The 26848-nt window shown below is 69.4% G+C and carries 31 protein-coding genes; 21 read left to right on the forward strand and 10 right to left on the reverse strand.

Annotated features, from left to right (window positions below; all coding sequences use genetic code 11):
• Nucleotides 1-218: 218 nt before the first annotated feature.
• The gene (locus DJ017_RS10130) at nucleotides 219-833 is read right to left on the reverse strand and encodes a nitroreductase family protein (RefSeq protein WP_111528607.1); all 615 of its coding nucleotides are present in this window, start codon (nucleotides 831-833) and stop codon (nucleotides 219-221) included.
• 100 nt (nucleotides 834-933) lie between these two features.
• On the opposite strand from DJ017_RS10130, the gene DJ017_RS10135 reads away from it, so the two are divergent.
• Genes DJ017_RS10135 through DJ017_RS10145 form a run of 3 tightly spaced genes read left to right on the forward strand, consistent with a single transcriptional unit; the run spans nucleotide 934 to nucleotide 2674 of the window.
• Nucleotides 934-1548, forward strand: a complete 615-nt coding sequence (locus DJ017_RS10135; protein WP_111528608.1) for an NUDIX domain-containing protein — start codon at nucleotides 934-936, stop codon at nucleotides 1546-1548.
• A 28-nt stretch (nucleotides 1549-1576) separates the two neighbouring features.
• Nucleotides 1577-2407, forward strand: a complete 831-nt coding sequence (gene cysE, locus DJ017_RS10140; RefSeq protein WP_111530046.1) for a serine O-acetyltransferase — start codon at nucleotides 1577-1579, stop codon at nucleotides 2405-2407.
• A gap of 60 nt (nucleotides 2408-2467) precedes the next feature.
• Nucleotides 2468-2674 carry a DUF3126 family protein gene (locus tag DJ017_RS10145; protein ID WP_111530047.1) on the forward strand — a complete coding sequence of 69 codons (207 nt, stop codon included), beginning with the start codon at nucleotides 2468-2470 and terminating at the stop codon, nucleotides 2672-2674.
• Here DJ017_RS10145 and DJ017_RS10150 read toward each other — a convergent pair.
• The 3 genes from DJ017_RS10150 to DJ017_RS10160 form a co-directional block, all read right to left on the reverse strand.
• Nucleotides 2671-3561: an oxygenase MpaB family protein gene (locus DJ017_RS10150; RefSeq protein ID WP_111528609.1), complete on the reverse strand. Its 891-nt coding sequence runs from the start codon at nucleotides 3559-3561 to the stop codon at nucleotides 2671-2673. The two genes, DJ017_RS10145 and DJ017_RS10150, sit on opposite strands and share 4 nt — an antisense overlap.
• 51 nt (nucleotides 3562-3612) lie before the next feature.
• Nucleotides 3613-4185: an SOS response-associated peptidase gene (locus DJ017_RS10155; RefSeq protein ID WP_111528610.1), complete on the reverse strand. Its 573-nt coding sequence runs from the start codon at nucleotides 4183-4185 to the stop codon at nucleotides 3613-3615.
• A 231-nt stretch (nucleotides 4186-4416) separates the two neighbouring features.
• Nucleotides 4417-5091, reverse strand: coding sequence for a S24 family peptidase (locus tag DJ017_RS10160; protein WP_227000096.1), 675 nt, complete (start codon nucleotides 5089-5091; stop codon nucleotides 4417-4419).
• A 66-nt stretch (nucleotides 5092-5157) separates the two neighbouring features.
• Here DJ017_RS10160 and DJ017_RS10165 point away from each other — a divergent pair, with 66 nt between their 5' ends.
• From DJ017_RS10165 to DJ017_RS10185, 5 genes are all read left to right on the forward strand, one after another.
• Nucleotides 5158-5418 (forward strand): hypothetical protein, encoded by a 261-nt coding sequence (locus tag DJ017_RS10165; RefSeq protein ID WP_133255434.1) that lies wholly within the window; start codon nucleotides 5158-5160, stop codon nucleotides 5416-5418.
• Nucleotides 5415-5612 carry a hypothetical protein gene (locus tag DJ017_RS10170; protein ID WP_111528613.1) on the forward strand — a complete coding sequence of 66 codons (198 nt, stop codon included), beginning with the start codon at nucleotides 5415-5417 and terminating at the stop codon, nucleotides 5610-5612. The genes DJ017_RS10165 and DJ017_RS10170 overlap by 4 nt, the downstream gene beginning before the upstream one ends.
• A 48-nt stretch (nucleotides 5613-5660) precedes the next feature.
• The gene (locus DJ017_RS10175; protein WP_133255435.1) at nucleotides 5661-6197 is read left to right on the forward strand and encodes a hypothetical protein; all 537 of its coding nucleotides are present in this window, start codon (nucleotides 5661-5663) and stop codon (nucleotides 6195-6197) included.
• Between the two features lie 195 nt (nucleotides 6198-6392).
• Nucleotides 6393-7103, forward strand: a complete 711-nt coding sequence (locus DJ017_RS10180) for a DUF6968 family protein (RefSeq protein ID WP_111528615.1) — start codon at nucleotides 6393-6395, stop codon at nucleotides 7101-7103.
• A 247-nt stretch (nucleotides 7104-7350) separates the two neighbouring features.
• Nucleotides 7351-7659: a hypothetical protein gene (locus DJ017_RS10185; protein WP_111528616.1), complete on the forward strand. Its 309-nt coding sequence runs from the start codon at nucleotides 7351-7353 to the stop codon at nucleotides 7657-7659.
• A 6-nt stretch (nucleotides 7660-7665) separates the two neighbouring features.
• Here DJ017_RS10185 and DJ017_RS10190 read toward each other — a convergent pair whose 3' ends face one another.
• The gene (locus DJ017_RS10190) at nucleotides 7666-8901 is read right to left on the reverse strand and encodes an acyl-CoA dehydrogenase family protein (RefSeq protein ID WP_111528617.1); all 1236 of its coding nucleotides are present in this window, start codon (nucleotides 8899-8901) and stop codon (nucleotides 7666-7668) included.
• A gap of 155 nt (nucleotides 8902-9056) precedes the next feature.
• Between DJ017_RS10190 and DJ017_RS10195 the strand changes: the two genes are divergently transcribed.
• Genes DJ017_RS10195 through DJ017_RS10205 form a run of 3 tightly spaced genes read left to right on the forward strand, consistent with a single transcriptional unit; the run spans nucleotide 9057 to nucleotide 13143 of the window.
• Nucleotides 9057-9512: a (2Fe-2S)-binding protein gene (locus DJ017_RS10195; protein WP_111528618.1), complete on the forward strand. Its 456-nt coding sequence runs from the start codon at nucleotides 9057-9059 to the stop codon at nucleotides 9510-9512.
• Nucleotides 9509-11860: a xanthine dehydrogenase family protein molybdopterin-binding subunit gene (locus DJ017_RS10200; protein ID WP_111528619.1), complete on the forward strand. Its 2352-nt coding sequence runs from the start codon at nucleotides 9509-9511 to the stop codon at nucleotides 11858-11860. Before DJ017_RS10195 ends, DJ017_RS10200 begins: the two co-directional genes overlap by 4 nt.
• Nucleotides 11857-13143, forward strand: a complete 1287-nt coding sequence (locus DJ017_RS10205) for a cytochrome c (protein WP_111528620.1) — start codon at nucleotides 11857-11859, stop codon at nucleotides 13141-13143. Before DJ017_RS10200 ends, DJ017_RS10205 begins: the two co-directional genes overlap by 4 nt.
• Before the next feature lie 7 nt (nucleotides 13144-13150).
• On the opposite strand, the gene DJ017_RS10210 is transcribed toward DJ017_RS10205, so the two are convergent.
• Nucleotides 13151-13732, reverse strand: a complete 582-nt coding sequence (locus tag DJ017_RS10210) for a sigma-70 family RNA polymerase sigma factor (protein WP_111528621.1) — start codon at nucleotides 13730-13732, stop codon at nucleotides 13151-13153.
• 116 nt (nucleotides 13733-13848) lie between these two features.
• Between DJ017_RS10210 and DJ017_RS10215 the strand changes: the two genes are divergently transcribed.
• A complete protein-coding gene (locus tag DJ017_RS10215) occupies nucleotides 13849-15507 on the forward strand; it encodes a sensor histidine kinase (protein ID WP_111528622.1) in 1659 nt (552 codons plus the stop codon).
• 222 nt (nucleotides 15508-15729) lie between these two features.
• Entirely contained in the window at nucleotides 15730-17616 is a 1887-nt protein-coding gene (locus tag DJ017_RS10220; RefSeq protein ID WP_111528623.1) for a PAS domain-containing sensor histidine kinase, read from the forward strand.
• On the opposite strand, the gene DJ017_RS10225 is transcribed toward DJ017_RS10220, so the two are convergent.
• Nucleotides 17604-17789 (reverse strand): hypothetical protein, encoded by a 186-nt coding sequence (locus tag DJ017_RS10225; protein WP_111528624.1) that lies wholly within the window; start codon nucleotides 17787-17789, stop codon nucleotides 17604-17606. The two genes, DJ017_RS10220 and DJ017_RS10225, sit on opposite strands and share 13 nt — an antisense overlap.
• A gap of 176 nt (nucleotides 17790-17965) precedes the next feature.
• Between DJ017_RS10225 and DJ017_RS10230 the strand changes: the two genes are divergently transcribed.
• From DJ017_RS10230 to DJ017_RS10240, 3 genes are all read left to right on the forward strand, one after another.
• The gene (locus DJ017_RS10230; RefSeq protein WP_111528625.1) at nucleotides 17966-19174 is read left to right on the forward strand and encodes an acyl-CoA dehydrogenase family protein; all 1209 of its coding nucleotides are present in this window, start codon (nucleotides 17966-17968) and stop codon (nucleotides 19172-19174) included.
• Between the two features lie 215 nt (nucleotides 19175-19389).
• A complete protein-coding gene (locus tag DJ017_RS20080) occupies nucleotides 19390-19683 on the forward strand; it encodes a hypothetical protein (RefSeq protein WP_133255437.1) in 294 nt (97 codons plus the stop codon).
• Nucleotides 19680-21029 (forward strand): hypothetical protein, encoded by a 1350-nt coding sequence (locus tag DJ017_RS10240; protein WP_111528627.1) that lies wholly within the window; start codon nucleotides 19680-19682, stop codon nucleotides 21027-21029. Before DJ017_RS20080 ends, DJ017_RS10240 begins: the two co-directional genes overlap by 4 nt.
• Here DJ017_RS10240 and DJ017_RS20355 read toward each other — a convergent pair.
• Together DJ017_RS20355 and DJ017_RS10245 are read right to left on the reverse strand one after the other, a co-directional pair.
• The gene (locus DJ017_RS20355) at nucleotides 21026-21163 is read right to left on the reverse strand and encodes a hypothetical protein (protein WP_165830593.1); all 138 of its coding nucleotides are present in this window, start codon (nucleotides 21161-21163) and stop codon (nucleotides 21026-21028) included. The two genes, DJ017_RS10240 and DJ017_RS20355, sit on opposite strands and share 4 nt — an antisense overlap.
• A gap of 237 nt (nucleotides 21164-21400) precedes the next feature.
• The gene (locus DJ017_RS10245) at nucleotides 21401-21901 is read right to left on the reverse strand and encodes a response regulator (RefSeq protein ID WP_111528628.1); all 501 of its coding nucleotides are present in this window, start codon (nucleotides 21899-21901) and stop codon (nucleotides 21401-21403) included.
• Nucleotides 21902-22003: 102 nt separating this feature from the next.
• Between DJ017_RS10245 and DJ017_RS10250 the strand changes: the two genes are divergently transcribed.
• Nucleotides 22004-22321 carry a hypothetical protein gene (locus DJ017_RS10250; protein ID WP_165830594.1) on the forward strand — a complete coding sequence of 106 codons (318 nt, stop codon included), beginning with the start codon at nucleotides 22004-22006 and terminating at the stop codon, nucleotides 22319-22321.
• A gap of 210 nt (nucleotides 22322-22531) precedes the next feature.
• Nucleotides 22532-22801, forward strand: a complete 270-nt coding sequence (locus DJ017_RS10255) for a hypothetical protein (RefSeq protein WP_133255438.1) — start codon at nucleotides 22532-22534, stop codon at nucleotides 22799-22801.
• Between the two features lie 7 nt (nucleotides 22802-22808).
• On the opposite strand, the gene DJ017_RS10260 is transcribed toward DJ017_RS10255, so the two are convergent.
• The gene (locus DJ017_RS10260) at nucleotides 22809-23273 is read right to left on the reverse strand and encodes a hypothetical protein (protein WP_111528631.1); all 465 of its coding nucleotides are present in this window, start codon (nucleotides 23271-23273) and stop codon (nucleotides 22809-22811) included.
• 245 nt (nucleotides 23274-23518) lie between these two features.
• Between DJ017_RS10260 and DJ017_RS10265 the strand changes: the two genes are divergently transcribed.
• From DJ017_RS10265 to DJ017_RS10275, 3 genes are all read left to right on the forward strand, one after another.
• A complete protein-coding gene (locus tag DJ017_RS10265; RefSeq protein WP_111528632.1) occupies nucleotides 23519-24082 on the forward strand; it encodes a glycoside hydrolase family protein in 564 nt (187 codons plus the stop codon).
• Nucleotides 24083-24094: 12 nt separating this feature from the next.
• Complete coding sequence (locus tag DJ017_RS10270; RefSeq protein WP_133255439.1) at nucleotides 24095-24601, forward strand: hypothetical protein; 507 nt, start codon at nucleotides 24095-24097, stop codon at nucleotides 24599-24601.
• Between the two features lie 273 nt (nucleotides 24602-24874).
• On the forward strand, nucleotides 24875-26764 hold the full coding sequence (locus tag DJ017_RS10275) for a portal protein (RefSeq protein WP_111528634.1): 1890 nt from the start codon (nucleotides 24875-24877) through the stop codon (nucleotides 26762-26764).
• Nucleotides 26765-26848 lie beyond the last annotated feature (84 nt).

Genomic DNA, 26848 nt, shown 5'->3' on the forward strand with positions numbered 1-26848 from the left:
TGGCAACATCGGTCCTGGCGATGATTGCGCCGGGATCTACTCTCCTCTGAGGCGAAAAGCTCCGGCTGCTCGGGGGCCCTCGGCCATCGGCGCTTTTCAAACCCCCTTAACCGGCCTATATCTAGGTTCGCCCAACTCTCCTCGGGCGTGTCACCTCAGGCCGGACGGCGTCTACGCCGTCCGGCCGTTGTGTTTTCTGGGCTCAATTGTGTTGCGTCCTACCCCTGCCAGCGGCTGACGTGGGCGGCGAGGTCGGGGCGCTCGCGCTCGAGCGGCGGCTCGCGCGGCGTGCCGAGCAGCATGAACGCCGCCACCCGCTCCCCCGCCGAGAGGCCGAGGATCGCGCTCGCCTCGCCGTCGTAGGAATACCAGTCGGTGATCCAGTTGGCCCCGTAGCCCATGGCCAGGGCCGCGTAGAGCAGGGTGGTGCAGACCGCGCCCGCCGAGAGCAGCTGCTCCCACTCGGGGATCGAAGCCTCCAGGTTGGGCGAAGCGATCACCGCCACCGCCAGAGGGGGAACCTTCAGCTTGCCGAGCTTGGCGGCCGCCTGGTGGTCGCCGCGGGCCTCGGCGAGGGCCTCCAGGCGGGCGGCGAAGCGCGCCTTGGCCTCGCCCTCTAGGATCACGAAGCGCCACGGAGCGAGCTTGCCGTGGTCAGGAACGCGAGCGGCGAGCGCCAGGAGCTGGTCGAGCTCCTCCGCCGACGGGGCCGGCTCCACCAGAGTCAGGGCCGAGGCCGAGCGGCGGCGGGCCAGGAAGCGCAGCACCTCGGGCGCGGGCTCCAGGGGCAAGGGCGCGCCGAAGTCCGGCGGCGAGGGGAGGGCGAACGTCACGGGCGCCTCGTGGATTAGGAAAGCCGGGAATTAATCAAACCGAGAGGGAGGGCCTGTTTATGAGGGCCACGATGGGCACCGCAAGGCGAGCCGAGGATCGATGAGCGAGAAACCCGCGTGGCTCAGGCCTCACGGCGAGCCCTGGAAGCGCCTCACCGAGCGCGTGGTCTTCGAGAACCCGTGGATCAAGGTGACCGACCACGAGGCGACCGCGCCCACGGGTCGGCCGGCGCGCTACGGCGTCGTCAGCTTCAAGAACCTGGCGATCGCCATCCTGCCGATCCACGACGACGGGACCATCGTGCTGGTCGGCCAGAACCGCTTCGCCCACGCCGACTACAGCTGGGAGCTGCCCGAGGGCGGCTCGCCTGTGGGCGATGATCCGCTGGAGGGCGCCAAGCGCGAGCTGGCCGAGGAGACCGGCCTCGTGGCCGCCCATTGGCAGGAGGTCATCAACGCCCAGCTGTCCAACTCGGTCACCGACGAGCGGATGATCGGTTATGTGGCCACCGGGCTCAGCGGCGGCGGTCATGCCCACGAGGCGGACGACACCGAGGACCTCGCCATCGTCCGCGTTCCGTTCCGCGAGGCGCTCGACGCCGCGGTGGCCGGCCACATGCAGGACGCGCTGACCCTGGCGATGCTGCTGCGGGCCTACCATATGGCTCGCGAAGGGGCTTTGCCTGGGGCGCTCGCGCGTCTCATGCTAGGGTAGGGAGAACCCGATGGGCCGGGAGGAACCGATGAGAGAACGCCTCGAGGTCGTCGACCCCGCAATCGCACCGCCCGTTTGGGCCGCTCTTCGCAATGAGGCGGCGGCGGTGGCGAAGAAGGAGTCGGCGCTGGCCAGCGTGCTGGCGGCGACGATCATCAACCACGACACCCTGGGCGATGCGCTCTCCTACCAGCTCGCGCGCAAGCTGGGCGATCAGGAGCTGCGCGGCATGACCATCCGCGACATCTGCGACGAGGCCTACGAGGCCAAGCCCGAGCTCCTCGACATCGCGGAGGACGACCTGAAGGCCGTGTTCGAACGCGACCCGGCCTGCAAGGGCTACGTCCAGCCGTTCCTGTTCTTCAAGGGCTTCCAGGCGCTGCAGACCCAGCGGGTCGCCCACTGGCTCTGGCAGCAGGGCCGCGAGACCCTGGCCTTCTACTTCCAATCCCGCTCCTCCGAGCTCTTCCAGGTGGACATCCACCCGGCGACCCGGATCGGCCGCGGCGTGTTCGTCGACCACGGCACCGGCATCGTCATCGGCGAGACCGCGGTGATCGGGGACGACGTTTCCATGCTGCAGGGCGTGACGCTCGGCGGCACCGGCGCGGAGCGCGGCGACCGCCACCCGAAGATCGGCAAGGGCGTGCTGCTGGGCGCGGGCGCGAAGGTGCTCGGCAATATCCTGATCGGCGACTACGCCAAGGTGGCCTCGGGCTCGGTGGTGCTGAAGCCGGTGCCGAAGGGCTGCACGGCCGCCGGCGTTCCGGCGCGGCTCGTCAATTGCCCGACCTGCGAGGAGCCGGCCAAGTCCATGGACCACACCCTCGCCGAGGCTGTGTACGACTACGTGATCTGAGGTTTATCGGCGGCGCGCTTGAATGTAGGTTCGCCGCCGAGACTTCAAGGAGCGTTGGGCGTGGACGAAAAAGACATCCGCAAGATCGAGGGACACCTGCGCGGGACCTTCGCCAACGCCCGGATCACGCTGCGCCCCCGTCCCAAGCAGAAGGACTCCGCCGAGGTCTATGTCGGCGAGGAGTTCGTGGGCGTGGTGTTCCAGGACGAGGACGAGGACGGCTCGTTCATGTTCGAGATGGCGATCCTCGCCGAGGACCTGCCCTAAGCGGTCGCAGGGGCCGGCTTCAGGCCGAGCTCCGCGGCGCGCCTGCGGGCGCGCACTTCCACGCTGTTGCTCAGCGCCCAGCGCAGCACGCGGCCAAGGCCGCGGGCGGCCGTGCGCACGGCCGGCGCGCTGGCCGGCGTGGGCTTGAAGCCGTGCATCTCCTGGGCCCAGGCGGGCAGCAGGTCCTCGGCCGCCTGGAAGATCAGCTTCATGAATGGCGCGATGGTGAGCGGCGCCGGCTGGTTGAGCAGGGCGTCGGCGACCTCAGCGGTGCGGTGGTCGTAGAGAAGCTCGCCCCGCACGTCGTCGAGATAGGCCGCCACCGCAGCGCGGGACTTCGGCACCTCCGTCGCGCCCAGCTTTTCCGCCACGATGGCGCTCTCGCGGTAGTAGCGGTCCTGCTCCGCCTCGGTCAGCGCGCCCTTGTAGCGCAGGTAGGCGGCCAGGAACGAATGCACCTCGGCCACGTGGATCCAGGTCAGCAGCTCCGGATCGTTGGCCGAATAGGGCGTGCCGTCGGGCAGGGCGCCGGAGACGTGGTCGTGGATCTCCTGCACGTGGGCGATGAGGGCGTCGGCCTCGTCGCTCGAGCCGTAGGTGGTGCCGGCGATGAACCGGGCGGTGCGGCGCAGGCGCCCGCGCATGTCCTCGCGGAAGTTCGAGTGGTCCCAGACGCCCGCGAGCGCGCGGGGGTGCAGCATCTGCAGCAGGAGCGCCGTGACGCCGCCGATCATCATCGAGGTGAAGTCGCCGTGCACCCGCCAGGCCACACTGTCGGGGCCGAAGTAGCCGGCGTCACGCGTGCTTTCGAGGAACGGCGTGTCGCCGTCGCGCCGGCCGACGAGGCGCAGGACCTGACTTGAGATGGCGTCGCGGAGCGCGGGCATGGCTGGCGGGCAATGAGGTAGGACGGAAGCGGCCCGGGCGCCAGCGCCGCCTTAGCGGATCTTCTCCACGTGCAGCGCGCCCGCGGGCAGGGGCCCGAGCGGCGGCTGGGGCTGGGCCGTGTCGAGCCATTGCGCCCACTGCTCCTTCGGCAGGATGACGATCTGGCGGTTGTGGTAGGGCGCGACGTCGGGGCCCGGGTCGCAGGTCAGCATGGTGAAGCGGTCCTCGCGCACTAGGCCGGCGATGCAGAAGAGGTCGCCCCCGAAGAGGTCGGTGCCGCCGGGCGTGGTGAACAGCCACTTGGTCTTCGGGTACTTCGAGCCGGTGAACTCGTAGAAGCCGTCGGCGGGGATCAGGCAGCGGCCGCCGCCGAACCTGCGTCCCTCGGAGCGGAAGTTGATCACCGGCGGCCGGCCCGGCTGGACGAAGCCCCAGCGCATGGAGGTGAGCTCGGCGCCGCCGGCGCCGTCGCCGAGGAGGATCGGGGCCGGATCGGTGGGGCGGATGCTGTCGCGCGGCTCGAGGTTCGGCGCGCCGCCGGCCCAGTGCAGCGGGATCCGCAGGTGGCTGAACTCGAGGCTGAGCTTATCCAGCGACTGCTTGAAGCGGTATTCGTTGCACATGCGGCGGGCGACTCGTGACGAGGGCGCACCTTAGCGGCGCCTTCTCGCCCGGCAACGCGTCCGACGGCGAAAAGGCCCCGACGCCCTGGGGGGATGCGTCGGGGCAGTCGGTGGTCAGATCAGTTAACGGCGCGGACCTACGAACGTGCGGCAGGGGCCGCAACGAACCTGAAGGTGCAGGGGCGAGGTCCGCACGGATACCGGCGTTAGGAGCCGCTCTTCCTCCCCAGATCAGGCGCCTGCGCGGATGATGCGCCGCGCCTGGAAGGGCGGGATGATGGCCGTGATGTGCGCCGCCCAGCGCAGGCGAGCATCGCGGCGCGTGGGCCCAGCGACGCTCTCCAGGTCGTAGAGCCCGGTCCTCGAGCCCCGCAGCAGGCGCTTGACCAGCACCTCGTCCGTGTCGGTCTCGACCACGACCACATGGCCCAGCATGTCGGGCGTCGGCGGGGTGCGCTGGTCTTCGAAGTAGATCAGGGCGCCGTCGTCGGCGACGCCGCGCATGGAGTGGCCGGCGACCCGCAGGGCGGCGGCCTTCTCCGTGCCGCCGGGCGGAATGGGGGCGAGGTCGGTGGGCTCCTGGCCAAGGGCGAAGAGGACGACGCCTTCCGGGTTGGCGCCGACCATGCCGACCACCGGAACATAGCCGGGCTCGATCGCCGGGCGCATGGCGCCGACGGCGTCGTAGAGCCACTCGGGACGCACGCCGAGGGCGCCCGCGTAGTCCTTGGCCTTGCGGTAGGAGAAGGGCGCGTTGCCGTTCTCGTTCGATGCGTAGGTGTTGCGGTTCCAGCCGAAGGCGTCGGCGGCCGCCGCGGCGGTCTCGAAGCCGCGGGCGATCCGCGCCTCCCGCAGCCGTTCCGCGCGCCCGTCTCGGCCAGCGCTCATGTGGGTGGATGGGGTCATTTCGTCGCTGTAGATAAAATACAAAATCGCTTGCAGCAAGTGCTGTATGGAATGTACAACGCTCGCATGTCGCGAGAACAAACAAAGAACAGCGTAGACGCGAGCGCCGGCTATGCGGCCCTGCGTCACGGCGGCGCTCCGCCCTGGCGCGCCGCCGCCGAGCTGGCGGTCGAGGCCAGGCGCGCGAAGAAGCTCGAGGGCCTCTTCCAGCGCCGCAAGGCCGGGGGCCCCGATCCCATGAAGCCCGCCTACGCCAATAACGGACGCCACGTGGCCGACGTGCTGCGCGAAGGTGGCTTCCCGGTGCTGAAGGAGAGGGGCCGATGAGCCGGGCCTTCGACGAGGCGGCCCGCGTGGTGGCGGGCGAACTGGCCCGCCGGCGCCCGCGCGATCGGGCGGGCTTCCTGCGCGAGCTGCTGGCCCACGCCGCCGCCGGCCTGGTGGTGATCGAGGGCGACGAGAAGGCGGCCGAGAGCGTCTACCGCCTAGCCGACGCTGTCGCGGTGCGCGGCGAGCCCTGAGGATCGGAAATGGTGGGAAAGAACAAGGCCCTGAAGGGCCGCAAGCCTATGGATGAACGCCTCCGCGCCGAGCTTCACGCCCGCCGCGCCGAGGCGAGGGCGGTGGCGGAGGGTGTCGAGGAGACGCTCGGCCTGGAACGCCGCCGCGGGGCGGCCTTCACGATGGAGGGCGAGGACGCCGCCCACCGGCAGCGGCCCTACCGCCGCCAACCCGGGCTCGACTGGCTGGCCCGCAAGGGCCGCATCACCGAGAACCAGAAGGCCGCAGGCCTACGCTATCGCGACGCCTTCATCATCGCCCAGCCGACAGTGGCCATCGGCTCCACGCTCGAGGTCCAACCGAGCATGGGCGGCGGCGGCCTGGCGCTGACGTCGTTGATCGCCCGCGCCGGCCGCCGCCAGGCGGCGGAAGCCAAGCTCGCCCTCTACCGCCGCCAGCTATCGGACCACCCGGCCCTGGTCGCCGCCTGCGACCTCGTCTGCGGGCGCGAGCTGACGCCGAGGGAGGCGGCCGGCGGGGAGCGGGAGGGGCTGAGGCTCGAGGCTCAGCTGGTGGTGGCGCTGGACCTGCTGGCGGGGGCGTGAGGCCAGCAACGAAATTTGATGAGGAGAGAGAAAATGGCCTATGGCTCGATTGATCCTGCCTTGTTGGTTGGCTCCAATGGGAGGATCGTGGACGACCCGCCGCTTGTGCGACCGGAAGAGTGGCAGAGCCAAGAGCGCTATTGAGGCATGGGAAAATGTTCTCTAAATGTTCGGGAACTCTAGCCCGGACGCACGATGGTTCGATTACGATTCGCGGTCGACGAAAGGTTCGATCTGGCGAGCACCCGGCAGAAGGTGTCCGCCAGGGTGTCTGCGCCCGTTCCCCTGGAAAGGTCCACTTGGACCTGCCGGGTACGGTTAGGCCCTCCCATCGATTTTGATCGGCCCGCCTATGGGGAGGGGCCGCTCCAGGCGCTGGTGCTTGGGCTGAACAAGCTGGGCATCATCCTCTACTGCAGTGACTTATGGAGGACCGGCCGTCTGGGCTGGCGGGGTCAATACGGGGGGTATCTTGGCCTCGCCGCGCCCACACTCCTGCTGGACGATGCGCCCTATCCTTTCGATCTTGGCGGTACGGACCACCGCGCGGAGGTTGAGGAGGAGGCGAGTGGCGATGCCGAGACCGCGGACCTTCTGGTTGAGGAGACCTATTTCGTGACGGAGCCGCGGAGCCCCATGCAGGTCCGCCTCTATTCGCCAGGTCTAGGAGAGGATGGCCGGTGGCGTTGCCGTGTTCAGATCGACAGTCCGATCGAGATCGATCGGTATGTGAAGGGAGACAGCGGGCTCGAAGCGCTGTGGCGGGCGATCTGCCTAGTCAGCGGAGAACTATATGGCTCGCCTCTGTGGCAGGCCGGCAAGCTCGGCCACATCGACGAGCCTGGCGGCTTTCTCGGCCTCCCGTCGCCCGCCAGTCTTGCCCCTCTGACGGGCCATTCGTTTTGAGCGATCCCGGACTGTAGGAGAGCACATCGGTATCGGAGAATGAGAACGGAACCGTCCAGCAGCGCGGTGCTGATGACTGGGGTGGGCGGATCGTCGTCGAGATCACGGACTGGGACTGGCACATGTCCGTTGGCATGCCCAGCGCCTCGACGCCGAAGTCGCAGCTGCACAAAGGGTGGCTTCTCCATACCGCGTCCATCGAAGTTCAGGGGCGGATCGTCTCGCCATCGGCCTTGCGTCGAAGACGGTGACCTTTTGGAATTCGGCCATTCCGGACGATGTTGAGCTCACTGACGAAGATCGCGCGCTGCCGGCGTTCCAGCGGGTCGGGCACTTCGGAGAGACGACCTCGCCGGAGCGGCGTACTGACTTCAGCGGCTCGGGTTATGCGCCGGCGGAGGCGCTGCCGACGGCGGTGACGGCGCTCGGATCGGTGTGGAAGATCCTGCAGCTCTCCGTCGCCGGCGATCCGCGCGACGGCGCGGCCATCGAGCGGTTCTCGTTCTCCCGCGGGCTCCCGCCCAAGTTGGTGCGGGACGACTGGTCGGGAAGCTAAGGCGGCCTACAACAAATCCCCGCCCGCGGCGCCGGCGGTCGTGCCGTGTTCCTTGAACGCCTTGATGACGTTGCGGCCGACGGTCCAGCGGTGGACCTCGTCGGGGCCGTCGACCAGGCGCTGGGAGCGGATATGGGTGTACCAGGCGGCGAGCGGGGTATCGCGGCTGTAGCCAAGGGCGCCGTGGAGCTGGATGGCGGTGTCGACCACGTGGTGAACCATGTGGGCCAGGTAGACCTTGGCGATGGAGTTCTCCTGCCGCAGGTCCATGCCCTTCTCCGCCTTGAAGGCGATGTGCAGCAGCATCAGGCGGGCGATGTAGAGCTGGCTGGCGCACTCGGCGAGCATGAACTGCACCGCCTGGCGGTCGGCCAGGAGCTGGCCGAAGGTGGAGCGCTTGGTGACGTGCTCGGCGGCCATGTCGAGGGCGCGCTGCGCGAGGGCGATGTTGTGCATGCCGTGGCGCAGGCGGCCGTAGGCCAGGCGGTGCTGGCCCATGTCGAAGCCGCGGCCCTCGCCGCCGAGGAGGTTCTCCGCCGGGACCTCGAGGTCCTTGATCTCGATCTCGGAGTGGCCGCCACCCATGATGTGCGACAGGGGGCCTTCGACAGCCATGGTCTGGATGTCGCGCTTGATCTTGTAGCCGGGGTTCGGCAGCTCGACGATGAAGGTGGAGTAGCGCTGGTGGCGCGGCGCGTCGGGGTCGGTCATGGCCATGACCACGGCGAGGTCGGCGGCGCTGGCGGCCGATGAGAACCACTTCTCGCCGTTCAGGACGTAGGCGTCGTTGCCCTTCTTCACCGCCCGGGTCTGCATGCCGGTGGCGTCGGCGCCGGCGGCCTTCTCGGTCATGGAGTAGCAGACGCGCATCTCGCCGTTCAGCAGCGGCTTGAGGTACTTCTCCTTCTGATGGTCCGTGCCATGCGCGAGCAGGGTCAGGATGGTGGCGTCGTCCGGCCCCTGGCTGTTCATCGAGAGCGCGCCCAGGTGGCTCATGCCGAGTTCCATCTGGACGAGGGCGTTGGCGAGCGGGCCAAGGCCCATGCCGCCGTATTCCTTGGGCACGAAGGGCAGCCACAGGCCCTGGGCGCGGGCCTTGGACCGCAGCTCGGCCAGCACCGACTTGTAGGAAGCTTCGTCCTTGATGCGGCCCTCGGCCGGGATGCATTCCTTCTGCACCCACTCGCGGACCTTCAGTCGGATCTTCTTCGCCTCTTCGGGGATCTCGAAATCGATCGCCATGGCGGCAGCCTCCCTTGTCTCTTTGCTTCTGGTTGAGCCCAGCCTGGGGCGGCGACGGTGGGGAAGGCAAGAGCGCGCGGCGCTTTGCAGGCGGCTCAGGCAACTATTGGCCCCTGCCGCGGATTGAACCTGGAGGGACCAGGGAGCGCGGTCGCGTGCGCATCGCCTTGAACGTCAATGGTCAGGTCCGCGAGGCGGACGTGCCGCCGGAGATGCCGCTGCTCTGGGTGCTGCGCGACGTCTTCGGCCTGACCGGAACCAAGTACGGCTGCGGCATCGCCCAGTGCGGCGCCTGTACGGTCCATGTGGACGGCCGGCCGGTTCGCAGCTGCGTTCTGCCGGCCTCGGCCGTCGGGCCGGGGCAGATCACGACAGTGGAGGCGGTCGGACAGACGCCGGCGGGAGCGAAGGCCCAGAAGGCCTGGCTCGAGGTCGAGGTCGTCCAGTGCGGCTACTGCCAGTCGGGCCAGGTGATGAGCGCGGCGGCCCTGCTGGCGCGCAATCCGAACCCGTCGGACGCCGACATCGATGTCGCCATGAGCGGCAACATCTGTCGCTGCGGGACGTATCCGCGCATCCGCGAGGCCATCAAGCGGGCGGCCAAGGCATGAGCCTGCAGGCCGGTCCGATCGTCGAAACCCGCGAGGTCGAGCTGACCACGGACCGCCGCCGCGTGCTGCTGGGCGGCGGACTGGTGCTGGGCTTCGCCTTCGCGGCGGTGAAGGCGCACGCGCGCTCCACCGACCAGCGGGTCAACAACGCCGGCCCGCAGCCGGTCTCCAACGCCGAGGTCAACGACGTGGCCGGCGCGGGCTTCGTCGGCTTTCGGCCCGACGCCTGGATCCGCATCAGTCCTGACAACAAGGTCACCCTGATCATCCCGAACGTCGAGATGGGGCAGGGAGTCTACACCGGCGAGACCATGCTGATCGCCGAGGAGCTGGAGGTCGGGCTCGACCAGGTGAGCGTGGTCCCGGCGCCCCCGAACGAGGAGCTCTACAAACAGCCTCTGCTGCAGTTCCAGGGGACCGGCGGCTCGACCTCGATACGCGGGGCTTGGGGCCCGCTGCGCCAGGCCGGCGCGGCGGCGCGCACGCTGCTGATCCAGGCCGCGGCGCAGGGCTGGGGCGTGGATCCGGCCGAGTGCCGGGCCGAGCGCGCGAGCGTGGTCCATCCGCCGACCGGGCGGTCGGTCAGCTATGGCCAGGTGGTGAACGCCGCCTCGCGGCTGCCCAAACCGGCGCAGGTCGCGCTGAAGGATCCGAGCCAGTTCAAGCTGCTCGGCAAGCAGCTTCAGAGGATCGACACGCCGGCCAAGGTGAATGGCACGGCGATCTACGGCATCGACATCATCGTCCCGGGCATGAAGTTCGCGACTGTATCGGCCTGTCCGGTGCTGGGCGGGCGGCTGGCGAGCGTGGACGACAGCGCCGCTCGGGCGGTTCCCGGCGTATTGCAGGTCGTGCGGCTCGACAACGCCGTGGCCGTGGTCGCCGAGCACTTCTGGGCCGCGAAGACAGGGCTCGACGCCTGCAAGATCACCTGGAATCCGGGACCCAACGCCAAGCTCTCGTCGACAGCGCTTTGGGCGGACCTCGACCGCGCCTCCAGGGCGGGACCTGGCGCGGTGGCCGTGCAGAAGGGCGACGTCGCCGGGACTTTCAAGAACGCCAAGAAGCAGTTCGAGGCGGTCTATCGCCAGCCGTTCCTCTGCCATGCCCCGATGGAGCCGCAGGCGGCGGTCGTGCACGTCACGGGCGGGGGGGCGCAGATCTGGTGCGGCACTCAGGTGCCGACCCGCGCCCAGGCGGCGGCCGCGAAGGTGATCGGCTGCGCGCCCGATGCGGTGGTGCTCCACAACCAGCTGATCGGCGGCGCCTATGGCCGCAAGCTTGAGACCGACTACGTCGAGCAGGCCTGCGCCATCGCCAAGCAGTGCCCCTGGCCGGTCAAGATGGTCTGGACCCGCGAAGAGGACATGCAGCACGACAACTACCGGCCGATGTACGTCGACCGGATGTCGGCGGGCCTGGACGCCGACGGCCGCCCTGTCTCGTGGCGGCACCGGATCACCGCCGCATCGGTGACTGCCCGCTACGCGCCGGCGGGCATGCGCCCGAACGGCGTCGACCCGGACGCGGTCGAGGAGGCGGAGGATCCCGTCTACGGCGGCTTCCCGAACATGCTGGTGGACTATGTCCAGTGGCGGCCGCCGCCGGGGGTGGTCGTCTCCTGGTGGCGCGGAGTCGGGCCGACCCACACCATCTTCTGCGTCGAGAGCTTCGTGGACGAGCTGGCCCATGCAGCGGGCAAGGATCCGCTGGCCTACCGCCGAGACCTCCTGCGCAACGTGCCTCGGGCGCGGGCAGTGCTGGACCGCGCCGCCGATGTAGCGGGCTGGGGCTCGGCCCTGCCGGCGCGGTGCGGCCGCGGCGTGATCATCCAGAAGTCGTTCGGCAGCTATCTCGCCGTGGTGCTGGAGGCCGGTGTCTCCGACGAGGGTGACATCGCGCTGCGGCGGATCACGGCGGCGGTGGACTGCGGGCTGACGGTCAATCCGAACCTGGTGAAGCAGCAAATCGAGGGCGGCATCATCTTCGGGCTGACGGCGGCGCTCTGGCAGGGGATCACCCTCGAGAACGGCCGGGTCCAGCAGGCCAACTACAACGACTACCGGATGCTGCGGATCAACGAGACGCCACCGATCCAGGTGATCCACATGCCGACCAACAACCCGCCCGGCGGCATCGGAGAGACCGGCACCACGGCGGCCGCCCCGGCGCTGACCAACGCCGTCTTCGCGGCGACGGGGGTGCGGATCCGCGAGTTGCCGATCGACCACGGGCTGCTGAAGAAGGGCGCCCGCGCCGAGCGCGCCGCGGTGATCGCACCCGTGGGCGTGGCCGCGGCGGCCGCGGCGAAGGCCTGGCTCGACCGCGCCGCGGAGGATGGGCGGTGAGGCGCCTCCTCGGCGTCGTCGCGGGGCTGGTGCTGATCGGGATCGCCGCGGCGGCGGCGTTCGTGTTCTGGCCGGCGGGCCCGGCAAAGGCGGTGGCGGCGGCGCCGGTGACGCCGGACCTGGTGGCGCGCGGCCAGTACATCGCCACGGCCGCCGACTGCGTTGCCTGCCACACCGCGCCTGGGGGACAGCCCTTCGCCGGCGGGCGGGCGTTCCGCCTGCCGTTCGGCACCATCTATTCGCCGAACATCACCTCCGACCGCGCCACCGGGATCGGCGCCTGGTCGGACGGGGAGTTCCTGCGGGCCATGCACGAGGGCGTCGGGCGAGGCGGCGAGGAGTTCTATCCGGCGTTCCCCTACACCTCCTATCACCGCATGACCGAGGGAGATGTCCTGGCGGTGAAGGCCTATCTGGCGAGCCTGCCGGCGGTGCGGGTCCAGAACCGGCCGAACGCCCTGTCGTTCCCGTTCGACCAGCGGCCCCTGATGCGCTTCTGGAAGCTGCTGTTCATGCCGCGCGACGGCTTCCGCAGCGACGCCTCGAAACCGGCGGACTGGAACCGCGGGGCCTATCTGGTGACGGCGCTCGGCCACTGCGGCGAGTGCCACACGCCGCGCAACATGATGTACGGCCTCAAGACCAGCCAGGCGCTGTCGGGCGAAACGATGCAGGGCTGGACGGCCTGGAACATAACCTCGGATCCGCACCACGGCGTCGGCGCCTGGTCGGTCGACGACCTGGCCGGCTACTTCCGCTACGGCTACGCGCCCGGCAAGGGCGCGGCCAACGGGCCGATGAAGGAGGCGATCGACTTCAGCCTCTCCAAGCTGACCGACGCGGATCTCAGGGCCATGGCCGTCTACCTGAAGTCCGTGCCGGCGAGCAGCCGCGGTCCGGCGGCCGGAGCCGCGCCGCCCTCGCTCTCGGGCTCGACGCTGACGGGGCCGCCGGTGAGCGAGACCGCCGACGCGGCGGGGCGCAAGGTGTTCGAAGGCGCCTGCGCCAGCTGCCACGCCTGGAACGGGCAGGGCCAGGAGACGCCCATGGCGGCGCTGGCCGGCTTGCCTGCGGTCGCCGATCCGAAGGGAGTGAACGTGATGCAGACGGTGCTGCACGGCTCATCGGTGACGGCGCCCCAGGGCCACGCCTTCATGCCCTCGTTCGGCGCAGACTATTCCAACGCCGAGATCGCGGCGGTGACGAACTATGTGGTGACGCACTTCGGCGGGGCCGACGGGCGGGCGAAGCCGTCCGACGTGGCCAAGGCGAGAACCCAGTAGGAGAAGATCAGGCGACGGCGGCGGCGCGGATCTGGTCGAAGTCGCCCACGAGACCGACCAGGGCGCCCGGCCCGCGGGGAGCCTCGGCGGCGCGGCCCTCGAAGAGGATCGACTGCAGCTCATCACGGGCGCGGCGGACGCGGCTCTTCACCGTGCCGACCGGGCAACCCATGATCTGGGCCACTTCCTCGTAGCCCATGCCGCCGGCGCCGACGAGGATCAGGGCCTCGCGCTGGAACTCGGGCAGCATGGAGAGCGCCCGGCGGACATCCTCCAACTCGACGTTGGCCGAGGGATCGTCCGGCGCGACGAGGGTGCGCTCGATGATCTCCTGGTCGTACTCGGCGCGCCACTTGCGGCGGCGCTGGCTGGAGTAGAAGCGGTTCCGCAGGATCGTGGAGAGCCAGGCCCGCAGGTTTGTCCCGGGACGGAACTGATCGCGGCAGCGCCAGGCCTGGAGGACGGTCTCCTGAGCGAGATCCTCTGCCTGTTCGATGTCGCCGGTCAGGGTGCGGCCGAAGGCGCGCATGAACGGAACGGCGTCGAGCAACTCCCGCTCGAAGTCGTCGGCAGTCAGATGTGTGGCCATACGCGCCCTCCCTCCGACCGCTAAACGGGCATGGCGCAGCTTTGTTCCAGGCCGGGTGCGACAAGCTCGACCGGGCGCGCTGGGGGCTAGGCGGCCGATCGAACTTGCGTGCAAATGTGTGGCTGCGCCTTGCCGGCGCGACCTGGAAGGATGGCGCCTTGCCGATCCCGCGCCCGAGAGACCTGATCCCGCGCGCCGAAGACGTCGGCCGGCTGGTGGCGCTCTATGTCATCTACACGATGGCGGCGCTGATCGGCCTGCGCTGGGCCGTGACTCCGGGCGGCGGCAGTCCCATCTGGCCGGCGGCGGGCGTGGCGTTCGCAAGCATGATCCTCGGCGGCCCACAGCTATGGCCGGCGGTGTTCCTGGGGCGGGTGAGCGTCGCGCTGGTGACCCATTCACCCCAGCCCTTATGGGCCGACCTGCTCGTGGCCGGCGCCTCCACCCTGGGCGGCGTCGTCCCCACGATCTTCATCCAGCGTCGCGGTGGCCTCGACCCGAGGCTCGGCTCGCTGCGGGACATGGCCTGGCTGATCCTTGGCGGCGGTCTCCTCGGCGCTCTCATCTCAGCTCTGGCGCTCATCGTCTTCTGGGCAAGCGGGACCCCGGGCGCGCGGTTGCCGGCGATCGCCGAGAACTGGATCTTCGGCTACTTCGGCGGGGTCCTGCTGATCGCGCCGCTGGCCCTGACCTTCTCGCGGACAGCTGACCGTCGGATGGCGCCGGGACGCGCGTTTCACCTTCTCGTCTGCGCCTCGGCGGTGGTGCTGGTGACGGCGCACGTCTTCCTGCAGCCGACGGAACAGCCGATCGGCAGCTGGCAGCTGTTCCCAGTGCTGGTCTGGGCGGCCCTGGCCTTCAACGTCCAGGGGGCGAGCCTGGTCATGGCGCCGGTCGCGGCGATCGCCATCTGGGCGGCCAGCAAGGGGATCTGGCCCCAGGCGGGGGTGGCGGAGGACGCAGCGCGGCGGGTGCTGATGGCCCAGCAGTTCCTCGCGGCGAGCGGGATCACGACCTTGCTGCTCGCGGCGGTGGCCGACGAGCGCCGGATGAGCGAGCAGCTGGCCAAGAGCGAGCGGCGGCTCCGGCTGGAGACCGCCGCCCTGGAGCGCGAAGTGTCCGACCGGGTGCGCGCCGAGGAGCATCAGCGGCTGCTGATCAACGAGCTGAACCATCGGGTGAAGAACACCCTCGCTACGGTGCAGTCGATCGCCGCCCAGACGCGGCGCACGGCAACCGATCCGGCGGCGAGCTACGAGAGCTTCATCGAACGGATCCTCGCCCTGTCGCGCGCCCACGACGTGCTGACCGAGGAGCGCTGGGAAGGCGCGGAGCTGCGCGCCGTGGCCGAAGGCGCGGTGCGACCCTTCGAAGATCCAGAGGGGGGCGGCCGTTTCCGCATGGGCGGCCCGCCGGTGTGGCTGGAGCCGCAGCGGGCCCTGGCCTTGGCCATGGCCCTGCACGAACTGGCGACCAATGCGGCCAAATACGGCGCGCTCAGCGTCGGCGACGGCAAGGTCTCTCTTCGCTGGACCCTGCGGCCGGACGGCGAAGGCCTGATGGACCTGGAGTTCATCTGGAGCGAGAGCGACGGCCCGCCGGTGACGCCGCCAGCCAAGCGCGGGTTCGGCTCGCGCCTGCTCGAACGCGGGCTGGCCAGCGAGCTGAACGGAAAGGTGAGCGTCGACTATCGGCCGGAAGGGCTGGTCTGCTGCATGCGCGCCAAGCTTCCGGCCGCGGACGGCCCTTTCGCCAGTCAGGCCGCGGCCGAGTAGTGCGATGTTCCCAATTTGTTCTTGACCGACGCGCGCGTTTTCGATAGGATTTGACCATCTTCCGAAATTGCGTCTGACGCTCACCGCGGCCACGGGTGGGCCCGCCTTGCGCGGCTTGCGAATGAACCAGCGGCGCCGTCGCGGCATTTAACCGGGAACGCCCCCGCATCGCTGCGCGGGCGTGAGACGGCGCGACCAGCGCGCCAGTAAAGGGGAGGGGAGATGGGCCGGGTCGACGGCGACGTCGTGGAGGTCAGAGCGCCGGCGAACGGGTCGGCCTTCCTGATCGGCGGCGGGGAGACCGGACGACTGATCTCCGCGTTCGACTGGTCGCAGACCAGCATCGGCCCGATCGAGAGCTGGCCGCAGAGCCTGAAGACCACCGTCAGCATCCTGCTGCATTCCCCCGTGCCCATCGTGCTGCTGTGGGGCGAGGACGGGGTGATGCTCTACAACGACGCGTATTCGGTGTTCGCGGCGGCCCGACACCCGGCGTTGCTCGGGTCGAAGGTGCGCGAAGGCTGGCCCGAGGTGGCCGACTTCAACGACAACGTCATGCGCGTGGGCCTTGCCGGCGGCACCCTCGCCTACAAGGACCAGGAGCTGACGCTGTATCGCCGCGGCGCGCCCGAGCAGGTCTGGATGAACCTCGACTATTCGCCGGTGTACGGCGAGACCGGCCGGCCGGAGGGCGTGATCGCCGTGGTCGTCGAGACCACCGATCGGGTGCTGTCCGAGCGCCGTATGGCCGCCGAGCGCGAGCGACTGGCGCAGATGTTCGAACAGGCGCCGGTGATCATCACTCTCATGGAGGGGCCCGATCACCGCTACGTCCTGTCCAACGCCGCGCACCGGCGGTTGCTAGGGCGGGAGGATGTGGTCGGACGGACGCTGCGCGAGGTTCAGGCGCCGATCGTCAGTGAGCCGCTCGTGGCGCTGCTCGACCAAGTCTACGCCACGGGCGAGACGTTCAGCGGCAAAAGCCTCCCGGTGCCGACCGCCGATGGCGATGGCCCCCCGCGGATAAGGCTGATGGACGTGATCCTGCAGCCGATCGCCGATCGGGAGCACAACGTCACCGGGATCTTCATCCTGGCGACGGATGTCACCGAACGCGCCCGCGGCGAGGCGGCGCTGCGCGAGAGCGAGGGACGACTGAGCGTCGCCCTGGCGGTGGCGCGGCTCGGCGCGTTCGACTGGAACACGGCCAGCGGCGTCGTCACCCTCGACGAACGGGCGCGGGAGATCTTCGGCCTGCCGCCCGGCGACGAGGTGGACGCCGAGGAGGTGTTCGCGCGCATCGAACCCGAGTGGCTGCCGAAGGTGCGGGCGGCCGCCGCGACTTCCATCGAGGCCCGCAAGCGGATGGAGATCGAATACCCGATCCGCTTGCCCGACGGGACGCGCAAGACGGTGGTGAGCCTGAGCGACGTGGTGGAAGGCGAGAGCGGCCCGCGCGCCGTGGGCGTGTTCGACGACGTCACCGAGCAGCGTCGCGCGGAGGAACAGCAGCGGCTGCTGATCAACGAGTTGAACCATCGGGTGAAGAACACCCTGGCCACGGTTCAATCGATCGCCGCCCAGACCCGGCGGAGCACCGGGGACCCGCAGGCCGCCTACCACGCCTTCGTCGAGCGGCTGGTGGCGCTGTCGCGGTCGCACGACGTGCTGACCCGGGAGCATTGGCGCGGCGCCGACCTGCGCGAGATCGTCACCGAAAGCCTGCGCCCGTTCGCCGGGCCCGGCGCGGATCGGTTCGAGGTCGCCGGTCCCTCCGTTCGGCTCAATCCGCAGTCCGCCCTGGCCATCGGGATGGCGCTGCACGAGCTGGCCACCAATGCGGTGAAATACGGCGCGCTCTCGGTTCCTGCCGGGCGCGTTTCGGTGGCCTGGCGGATCGGGGCCGATGGCGAGCTGATGCTCACCTGGCGCGAGTCCGGCGGGCCGCCAGTGACGCCGCCGACGCGGCAGGGATTCGGATCGCGCCTGCTCAAGCAGGGCCTGGCGCGGGAACTCTCTGGAGCCGTGACGCTCGAGTACCTGCCGGAGGGGGTGAGCTGCACCATCCGCGCGCGGCTGACGGACGAGCTCAGGCCTCAGCTGCGCTGAAGGGTGAAGACGGTGACGCCGTCGCAGACGACGGCGACGCGCCGGAGTGTGCTTTCCTCGAGCAGCCGATGGGCCGTGCGGCGGGCCTCGACGTCCGAGGCGAGCGGGGTGCTCACGACGCCGCGATGCTCGCCGCCCTGGTCGAACAGGTGAAAGGCGTAGGACCTCTGCATGGCCGCTCGGTTGAATTCGGCCCATTTTGGGCCGCCCTGGCCCAACGCCAGGCGAGCGGGTTCGGTTTCAACCGCGTGACAAGCTTGCACACCTGCCCTCGCGTCATTCTTGTTCCGTTCGCCGGCTTGCCTAAAGTGCCCCCGATTTTGAGCGGATTATTTTCGGAGGATTGGTCATGGCGGATTTCGGAGCGGACACGGAGCTCGAGGCGTTCCGGGCCGAGGCGGCCGCCTGGCTGAAGCAGAACTTCCCGTCTTCGCTGAAGGGCAAGGCCTATCTGGCCCAGGGCGAAGGCGTGGGCCCGAGCGACCCCGACTACCAGGCCTGGAAGAAGGCCATGGGCGAGAAGGGCTGGGGCACGCCGACCTGGCCGAAGGAGTATGGCGGGGGCGGGCTCACCGTGCCGCAGTCGCGCATCCTGCAGCAAGAGATGACGAAGGCCGGCGCCTTCAACCCGCTGACCTTCGGCATGGGCGTGACGATGATCGGGCCGACGATCCTCGATTACGGCACCGAGGAGCAGAAGAAGAAGCACATTCCGCCGATCGTGAGGGGTGAGGTGCGCTGGTGCGTCGGCTACTCGGAACCCAACGCCGGCTCTGACCTAGCCAGCCTGCAGACCAAGTGCGAGGACAAGGGCGACCACTGGCTGATCAACGGCTCCAAGATCTGGACCTCGGGCGCCCAGTGGTCCGACTGGTGCGGCTGCCTGGTGCGGACCGATCCGACGGCCAAGAAGCACGAGGGCATCAGCTTCATCCTGCTCGACATGCACCAGAAGGGCGTCGAGACGCGGCCGATCCCGCTGATCGCCGGCGACAGCCCGTTCTGCGAGACCTTCTTCACCGACGCCACCGCGCCGAAGGAAGCGCTGCTCGGCCGCCTCAACGAGGGCTGGACGGTGGGCAAGCGCCTGCTGCAGCACGAGCGCGCCAGCCAGACCGGCGCCGGCTTCGGCGGCAAGCAGGTTCCGCTGCACGAGATGGCCAAGAAGTACGTGGAGCTGGACGAGAAGGGCCGTATCGCCGATCCGGACCTGCGCACCCGCGTCATCCGCCACCAGATGGACAGCCGCGTCCACAACCTGACCCTGGCCCGCGCCGCGGCCGAGGCGAAGAACTCCAACTCGCCCGGCAACGCCGCCTCAGTGCTCAAGAACTCGGCCACCGGCGTCGCCCAGACGCGCGCGGAGCTGACGCTGGAGATCATGGGGCATCAGGGCCTGGGATGGGGCGGCGCCTCGTTCGACAAGGACGAGATCGAGGCGGTGCGCAGCTGGCTCTTCGGCAAGGCGATGTCGATCTACGGCGGCTCGGCCGAGGTCCAGAACAACATCATCTCCAAGCGCATTCTGGGTCTGCCGGACACCACCCAGTCGACCTGATCGGGCCCTCGGTCCGGCCCGGTTCTCGGGCCCGCATAAGAAAAGCCCCCGACCTGGAGAGGTATCGGGGGCTTTTGGACGTCCTGACGGTGGGCCGTTTCGGGGGGCTCGTGCGGACCGCCGTCATTTGCTGAACGCCGTTCAGCCCAGCTCGTTCCGTGCAGCTTCCGCGGAAGAGCATTTCCTCTCGCCGATTGTTTCAAAAGGAAATTCCCATGCCCGTCCCAGGACGCGGCGGGCGCGATTGCACGCCTGCCGCGAAGCTACGCAAAAGAGCGCAGAGTCTTTCCGGCGCGGCCCTCACCACCCTGGCAGAGCTGATGAAGGCGGCGGAGACGCCGGCCCCGATCCGGCTCGCGGCCGCCCGCGAGGTGCTCGACCGGGGCCATGGCCGCCCGCGACTGGGCGGCGAGACGGACGGCGCGCCGGAAGGCCTGACCGTCATCGTCAAGCGCTATGGCGACATCACCGAGGAGGAGAAGGCGCGCGCGGAGGAGGGTGAGCCTTGAGCCGCGGCGGCGCGGCCCCACTGGCCATCGCCCCGTTCCGCTGGGACCCGCGCGACTACCAGAAGCCGCTGTGGCTCTACCTCGAAGGCGGCGGGCTGCGGGCCGACGTGGTCGCGCACCGGCGCTGGGGCAAGGACGAGGTGGCGCTGCATTGGGCGGCCACGGCCATGCTGCGCCGGCCCGGCACCTACTGGCACCTGCTGCCGGAGGCGAGCCAGGGCCGCAAGGCGATCTGGGACGCGATCAATCCGCACACCGGCCGCAAGCGGATCGACGAGGCCTTTCCACTGAAGACCCGCTCACGCACCCGCGACGCGGAGATGATGATCCACTTCCGCAACGGGGCGACCTGGCAGGTGGTGGGCTCCGACAACTACAACAGCCTGGTGGGCTCGCCCCCGGTCGGAGTGGTGTTCTCCGAGTGGGCCCTGGCCAAGCCCGACGCGTGGAGCTTCATCCGGCCTATCCTGGCCGAGAACGGCGGCTGGGCGCTCTTCCTGTGGACCCCACGCGGACGGGGGCACGCGACCCGGGCCTTCGAGGTCAGGGCTCGGGACCCGGAGTGGTTCACCTTGAAGTCGCCCGCGACCGAGACCGACGTCTTCGGCCCCGAGCAACTGGCGCGGGAGCGGGCCGAGCTGGCGGCGGAGATGGGGTCGGAAGAGGAGGGCGAGGCGCGCTTCGCGTCCGAGTACCTGGTGGACTTCGACGCCGCCGCGCCGGGCGCCTACTACGCCGGCCTGATCGGCGAGGCCGAGCGGGCGGGGCGGATCGGACGCGTGCCCTACGATCCCGCGCTGAAGGTCGACACCGCCTGGGACCTCGGCATCGACGACCAGACGGCCATCTGGTTCTTCCAGCAGGCCGGACGGGAAGTGCGCGTCATCGACTACTTCGAGACCCAGGGGGCGGGGCTGCAGGCGATCGCGCGCGAGGCGCTGGCAGCGAGGCCGTACGTCTATGGGACCCACCATCTGCCGCACGACGTCCGGGTGCGCGAGCTGGGCGCGGCCGGGCGTTCGCGGCTCGAGACGCTGGAGGGGCTGGGCGTTCGTCCCGTCTTCGTGGGCGCGGCCATGGATCCGGAGGAGCGGATCAATGCGGCGCGGTTGATGATCCCGCTGTGCTGGTTCGACGCCGAAGCCTGCGGCGGCGGGCTGGAACGCCTGCGCGCCTATCGCAAGCGCTGGAACCGGGGGACGCGGAGCTACGGCGGCCCGCTGCACGATGACGCCAGCCACGCGGCCGACGCGTTTGGCGAGTTCGCGGCCAACCGGCGCGGCGGCCCGGCGACGCCCCATCGCGCGCGGCGGGTGGCGAACGAGCCGCTGGGCTGGATGGGCTAGGCCTCGCCCTCCGGGCGCTTCTGACGGCGGCCGTCGCGCCACAGCAGCACAGTGGCCGCGGCGAACACCACCAGACTGATGGCGACGGCGATCAGCAGGGGCTGGAGGATGGTATGAACGCTCTCGGAGCTCATGGGCCCTGAACGCACGAAGGGGCGCCGAGGCGCCCCATTGGGCCGAGGATCTCGCTCCTCGGCCGGCGGTCAGCCCCCGCTGGGGGCGTGGCTGACTGCGGCGGATGTCCGGCTCTCACCGCTTACCGTGCCGGCCACTTCTCGAAACCGGCGTTTAACCCTGGGCGCGCATTGCCAAATGATGCAACCGGGCCGCGACCCACAATGGGTCTGGAAGGGCGGGTGCGACGGTATGGCTCAGGAACGACGGGCGCCCGCCATGGCCGCCTGGCGGCGCTCGGGGCCGGCGAATTCGGCGGCTCTGCGGCGCCGGTCAGGCCCAACATAGGCGGTGGAGTCGATGAACGGGCGGCGGCGAGCCAGCACCGCCTCGATCTTCTGGCAGAGCCCAACGGTGGTCAGCGGCTTGACCAGGTATTCGTCGACGCCGGCGTCCCGTGCCTGGATGATCACCGGGCCCTCGGCCCGGCCGGTGACCATGATGATCGGAATGCGCCGGTTGGCATTGCCCTCCGTGCGGCGCAGACGGCGCGCCAACTGGACGCCGGTCGCGCCCTCCATGTCGTAGTCGGTGAGCAGGATGTCGAAGACGGTGTAGCGCAGGATATCGAACGCCTCGGCGGCGTCGCGCGCCTCCTGGACCTGGCGGGCGCCGAGTCCATAGAGCAGGGATTTCAGGATCTCCCGCATGGGCTGGTGGTCGTCGACCACGAGAAAGCGCGCGTCACGAAGTTGCATGAGAGCGGTATGGCTCAACGCCTATTAGTATTTTCCTAAGTGCGCGGCTGAGTTGCGAGCTCTTGCCAGTCCCCTGGCGTTCCATGGCATAGGTCGGCCATGATGCGGCTCTTCGTCCTCGCCTCGGCCCTTGCCCTCGCGCTTGGCGGCTGCGCGAGCACGACCAGCGGGCCGTCCCGTCTCACAGGCCAGGAGCTCGACGCGGCGGTGGCGCTCTATGGGCCCTGGGCCGACCAGGTCGAGGTGAAGGGGCAGACGCGGTACATCTGGCGCCGCAGCCTGTTGACCAACGGCCAGTCGACCTACTGCGAGCTGAGGGTCGAGCTGGGCTTCCGGCGGACCATCCGCCGGGCCTATCTCGAAGGCTTCCCCGCCGCCTGCGAACTGTTCGCCGTGCGCTACGAGAGCCTGACCAAGTAGGCGAGGGGAGATTGCCCCGGCCCGGCATGCCTGCCGCGTCGGGCCGGGGCATTACGGCTCCCAGACTTCACGCGACCAATCGGAAGCGTCGCCGCAGCATGAAAAAGCGCGACCGTGGCGGGGGTTCCGGCCGGTTGCAGATTCATCATCCCGCGGGCGGCGCTCGGCGCTAAGATCGTGCGCTCCCCGACGCCGCGTTCCAGGCCCTGCATGATCGACGACCAAACCCGCATCCTGGCGCTCGAGGCGAGGCTGGACGAGGCGCAGAAGATCCTGATGGCCCACGACCTGCTGCTGAGGGGGCTGCTGGCCCATCTGGCGGTGAGGGAGCCGGAGGCGTTCGGACAGCTCGCGCGGACGCTGACAGCTATGAAATTCTTCCGCGACGGCGGCGCGGGCGGCGAGTTGCCGCGCGAGGTGGCGCAGGAGATCCGGGAAATCCTGGGCGAGATCGGAAGCAGCCTCGAGCGCCGGGGCTAACGGCGGCTCACCAGTCGCAGCGCTGGTCGATCCAAAGGGTCATCGAGCCCACGTACTGGGCCTGATTGGTGCGGCTCATGCAGGCGGAGAACGCCTTGCGGAACAGGCTCCAGTTGCGATCCGCCTCGGTGAGCAGGGCGTAGGTCGTGGTCGCCGAGTCGGCCTCAGTGGCGCAGCTGTGCGCCTGGGCGATGACCAGGGGCGCCTGGGCGGGCAGGGCGCGGATCTCCCCGATCAGTTCGCCGCGCTGCTGATAGACCGCGGTGCGGACCTTGGCGGCGGCCATGGGCGCGCGGTGACCGGCGGCGGTGCAGCCGTCCGGAGCGAGCCCGCCGGTCCACAGCCTTTCGGCCGGGTTCCAGAACACCGCCGTGCGATAGGCGCTGGGCCCTTCGTAAGTCTCAGCCGCAGCCTGCGTCCCGGTCGCGAACAGCCCCAGGAGCGCAAGCGCGACGATGCGTGCGGCTTGCATTCCACTCCCCCCGCGCCGAGATCGCCGAAGCTTCGCTTTAGAGTCAATGAATTGTTAAGCCTGATTGGTTAACGGCGGCGGAGTGATGTTCTTGATTTGTTCTTGACGACCGCGCGCGAATTTGCGAGACTTTCGGCATCGTCGAAAGCTGCGTCCGTGGCGCGGCGATGCCCCCTTCCGACGATCCCCTTTCCAATCCGACGGGCGCCGCCCGATCGGGCGCTTGTCATGCCGGGAGACGCGCGATGGCCCCGAAGCCCTTCTCATCCATCGACGTCCCCGACGAAGTCTGGGAGGCGAACGCCAGAGCCTGGCGCGCGCGTCAGGACGCGGAGGCGGATGGCGGAGACGGCGGACTGGGCGACCTGCAACGCCTTCTGCAAAGCCCGCAGGAGGAGGGGCGTCGCAATGATGTCTACCTCGACAGCCGTGGCTTGCCGACGGTCGGCATCGGTCACCTGGTGAAGCCCGCGGACAATCTGCAGGTCGGGCAGCGGATCACCGATGCCCAGGTCGACGCTTTCTTCCGCCAGGACGGCGCGGAGGCCCTGAGGAGGGCGAAGGAACAGGCGGATGCGGCGGGCATAGACGATCCGGATTTCACCCGCCGCTTGGCGGCGGTGAACTTCCAACTCGGCGCAAAGAAATGGCCGGCGACCTTCCCCAAGACCTGGAGCCTGATCCAGTCCGGTGACTATGCAGGCGCGGCGAAAGAGCTTTACAACTCCAAGTGGGCGAAACAGACGCAGCACCGGGTCGATGCCTTTCGCGACGCCTTGCTGCGGCTGCCGCCCAAGCACGCGCCCTAGGGGGGGGTGAGGATGCGCAGAGCCTTGGCGATCACCGTGGCGGGCCTTGCCCTGCTCGGCGCGGCGAAGCCTCCATCCCAGGGATCGGGGGCACACACCTCGCCCTACAGCGCCATCTACTGCCTTGGCGGGCCGAACAACGATTTCCGCTACTTCGCCGCTAAGGAACAGCCCGACGGCCGTCTGCTGTTCGGGGTCTCGCACTGGTATCCGAGTGGCGCGGCCACAGGAACCTATGGCGTGGCCGATCGGGAGGGGGACCACTGGAAGTACGCCAGCCCCCCAGACGAGTGGGATCCAAAGGATCTCTATCCGTGCACGGTCCGGATCTGGCTGCGGAGGGACGGCGTCCCCGATGTCGTGCCGGACAAGGTGGCGCGCTGCGTCGGCGGCTACGGACAGCCCATGGGGCGCGTGACCTTTCCGAAGCGGGCCTACTACCGACCCGTGACGCACGAGCTCGACGACGCCGAGGCGTTCGAGGCCGCCGACGTCTGCGGCGACTTCACCGGGCGTTGAGTTCTCATTTTGTTCTTGACGTGCGCGCGCGTTTTTGAGATGATCCTGGCATCGCTGAGAACTGCGCCTTGAGCCCCTCGGCGGGGTGATCGGCGTAGGCTGATCGGCGTGTGGGGCGCGAGAGGGCGGGCTTTCTTCCGAAGCCTTCGGTCCAAAGCTTCCGTTCCAAGGCGTCCCTTCCAAAGCCTTCTTTCCAGAGCCTTGGCGGCCACGGCCGCCGTCCGAACCCGACGGGCCTCGAGCCCGGACGGGCCTTAGCCATTGGGGCCTTCATTGTCCGACGACGAGATCATCCGCGAGGCGCGCGAGGCTTTCGAGCTGGCTGCCGACTCGGAGGCCGAGAACCGGCGCGAGGCGCTGGACGACCTGCGTTTCGCCCGGCTTGGCGAGCAGTGGCCGGAGCGGGTGCGACGCGAGCGCGAGCTGGACGGGCGGCCGTGCCTGACCATCAACCGGCTGCCGGCCTTCATCCGCCAGGTGGTCAACGACGCACGGCAGAACAAGCCGGCCATGGTGGTTCATCCGGTCGACGACGCCGCCGATCCGAAGACCGCGGAGGTGTTGAACGGCCTGATCCGCCACATCGAACGATCGTCCGACGCGGAGGTCGCCTACGACACCGCCCTCGATTTCGCGGTGACCGGCGGCTTCGGCTATTTCCGCATCAATACGCGCTACGCCAGCGACGACACCTTCGATCAGGACCTGGTCATCGAGCGGGTGGCCAACCCGTTCTCGATCTATGGCGACCCGAACGGGACAGCGGCGGACAGCTCGGACTGGAACACGGCCTTCGTCGTCGACACCCTGCCCAAGGCGGTGTTCGAAGCGCGCTGGAAGGGCGCCGAGGCCGTAGACTGGGGCGCGGATTCCTACGCCCAGCTAACCGGGCCCTGGCTCGAGGGCGACCAGGTGATGGTCGCCGAGTACTGGCGCCGCGAGCCCGTGCAGCGGAGCATCCTGGCGCTGTCGGACGGCCAGGTGGTGGAGGCGTCGGTCTACGCGGCGCAGAAGACGATGTACGACGCGCTCGGCGTCAGCGTCGTCGGGCGACCCCGGCAGGTGGCGAGCCACAAGGTCACGCAGCGCATCCTGACCGGCGCGGAGGTGCTGGAGACCGTCGACTGGGCCGGCAAGTACATTCCGATCGTGCCGGTCTATGGCGAGGAGCTGCACGTCGATGGCAAGCGCCGGCTGCGCAGCCTGGTGCGGGACGCCAAGGACCCGCAGCGGATGTTCAACTACTGGCGCACGACCATGACGGAGCTGGTGGCGCTGGCGCCCAAGACTCCGTTCATCGGACGCAAGGGCGCCTTCGAGACCGACAGCGCCAAGTGGGCGACGGCCAACACCCAGACCCACGCGTACATCGAATACGACGGACCCGAGCCGCCGCAGCGCCAGTCCTTCGCCGGGCCGCCGGCCGGGGCGATGCAGGAGGCGCTGTCGGCGTCCGACGACATGAAGGCGATCATGGGCCTGCACGACGCCAGCTTGGGCGCCATGTCCAACGAGACCTCGGGCCGCGCGATCCTGGCCCGCCAGCGGGAAGGGGACGTCTCCACCTTCCACTACATCGACAATCTGAGCCGGGCGCTGCGTCACGCAGGACGCATCCTCATCGACCTGATCCCCAAGGTCTATGCGGCCCCGCGCGTGATCCGGGTGCTGGGGCCGGATGGGACGGCCGGGGCGGTGGCGGTCAACCAGCCGCCGGCCGCCAACGGCGCGGCCGCCCAGCTCGGCGACATCGAGAAGATCTACGACCTCACCATCGGCAAGTACGACCTCACCGTTGCGAGCGGACCTTCCTTCACGACCCGGAGGGAAGAGGCGGCCAACCAGATGATCGAACTGATCCGCGCCTATCCGCAGGCCGCGCCGCTGATCGGCGATCTGCTGGCCAAGAATCTCGACTGGCCGGGAGCGGACGAGATCGCCGCGCGCCTGCAGGCGATGCTGCCGGCCCAGTTGAAGGGCGGATCAGCCGAGGCGCAGCAGCTGCAGGCGGCGCAGGGGCAATTGACCCAGCTCGGCCAGGCGCTGAAGGCGGCGCAGGCGGAGATCGCCGCGCTCAAGCAGGACCAGGCGCAGACCGCGCGGCGGCTTCAGATCGAGGCCTTCGAGGCCGAGACCAACCGGCTGAAGGCGATGCGCCGATAGACGTCACTTCTCGATGTCCATCGCCGCCGTCAGGCGCAGATCGCGGCAGAGGTCCGCGGCCGGCGGCCAGCTATCCTACATCGC

The sequence above is a fragment of the Phenylobacterium soli genome (assembly GCF_003254475.1).
In the GTDB taxonomy this organism is placed as follows: domain Bacteria; phylum Pseudomonadota; class Alphaproteobacteria; order Caulobacterales; family Caulobacteraceae; genus Phenylobacterium; species Phenylobacterium soli.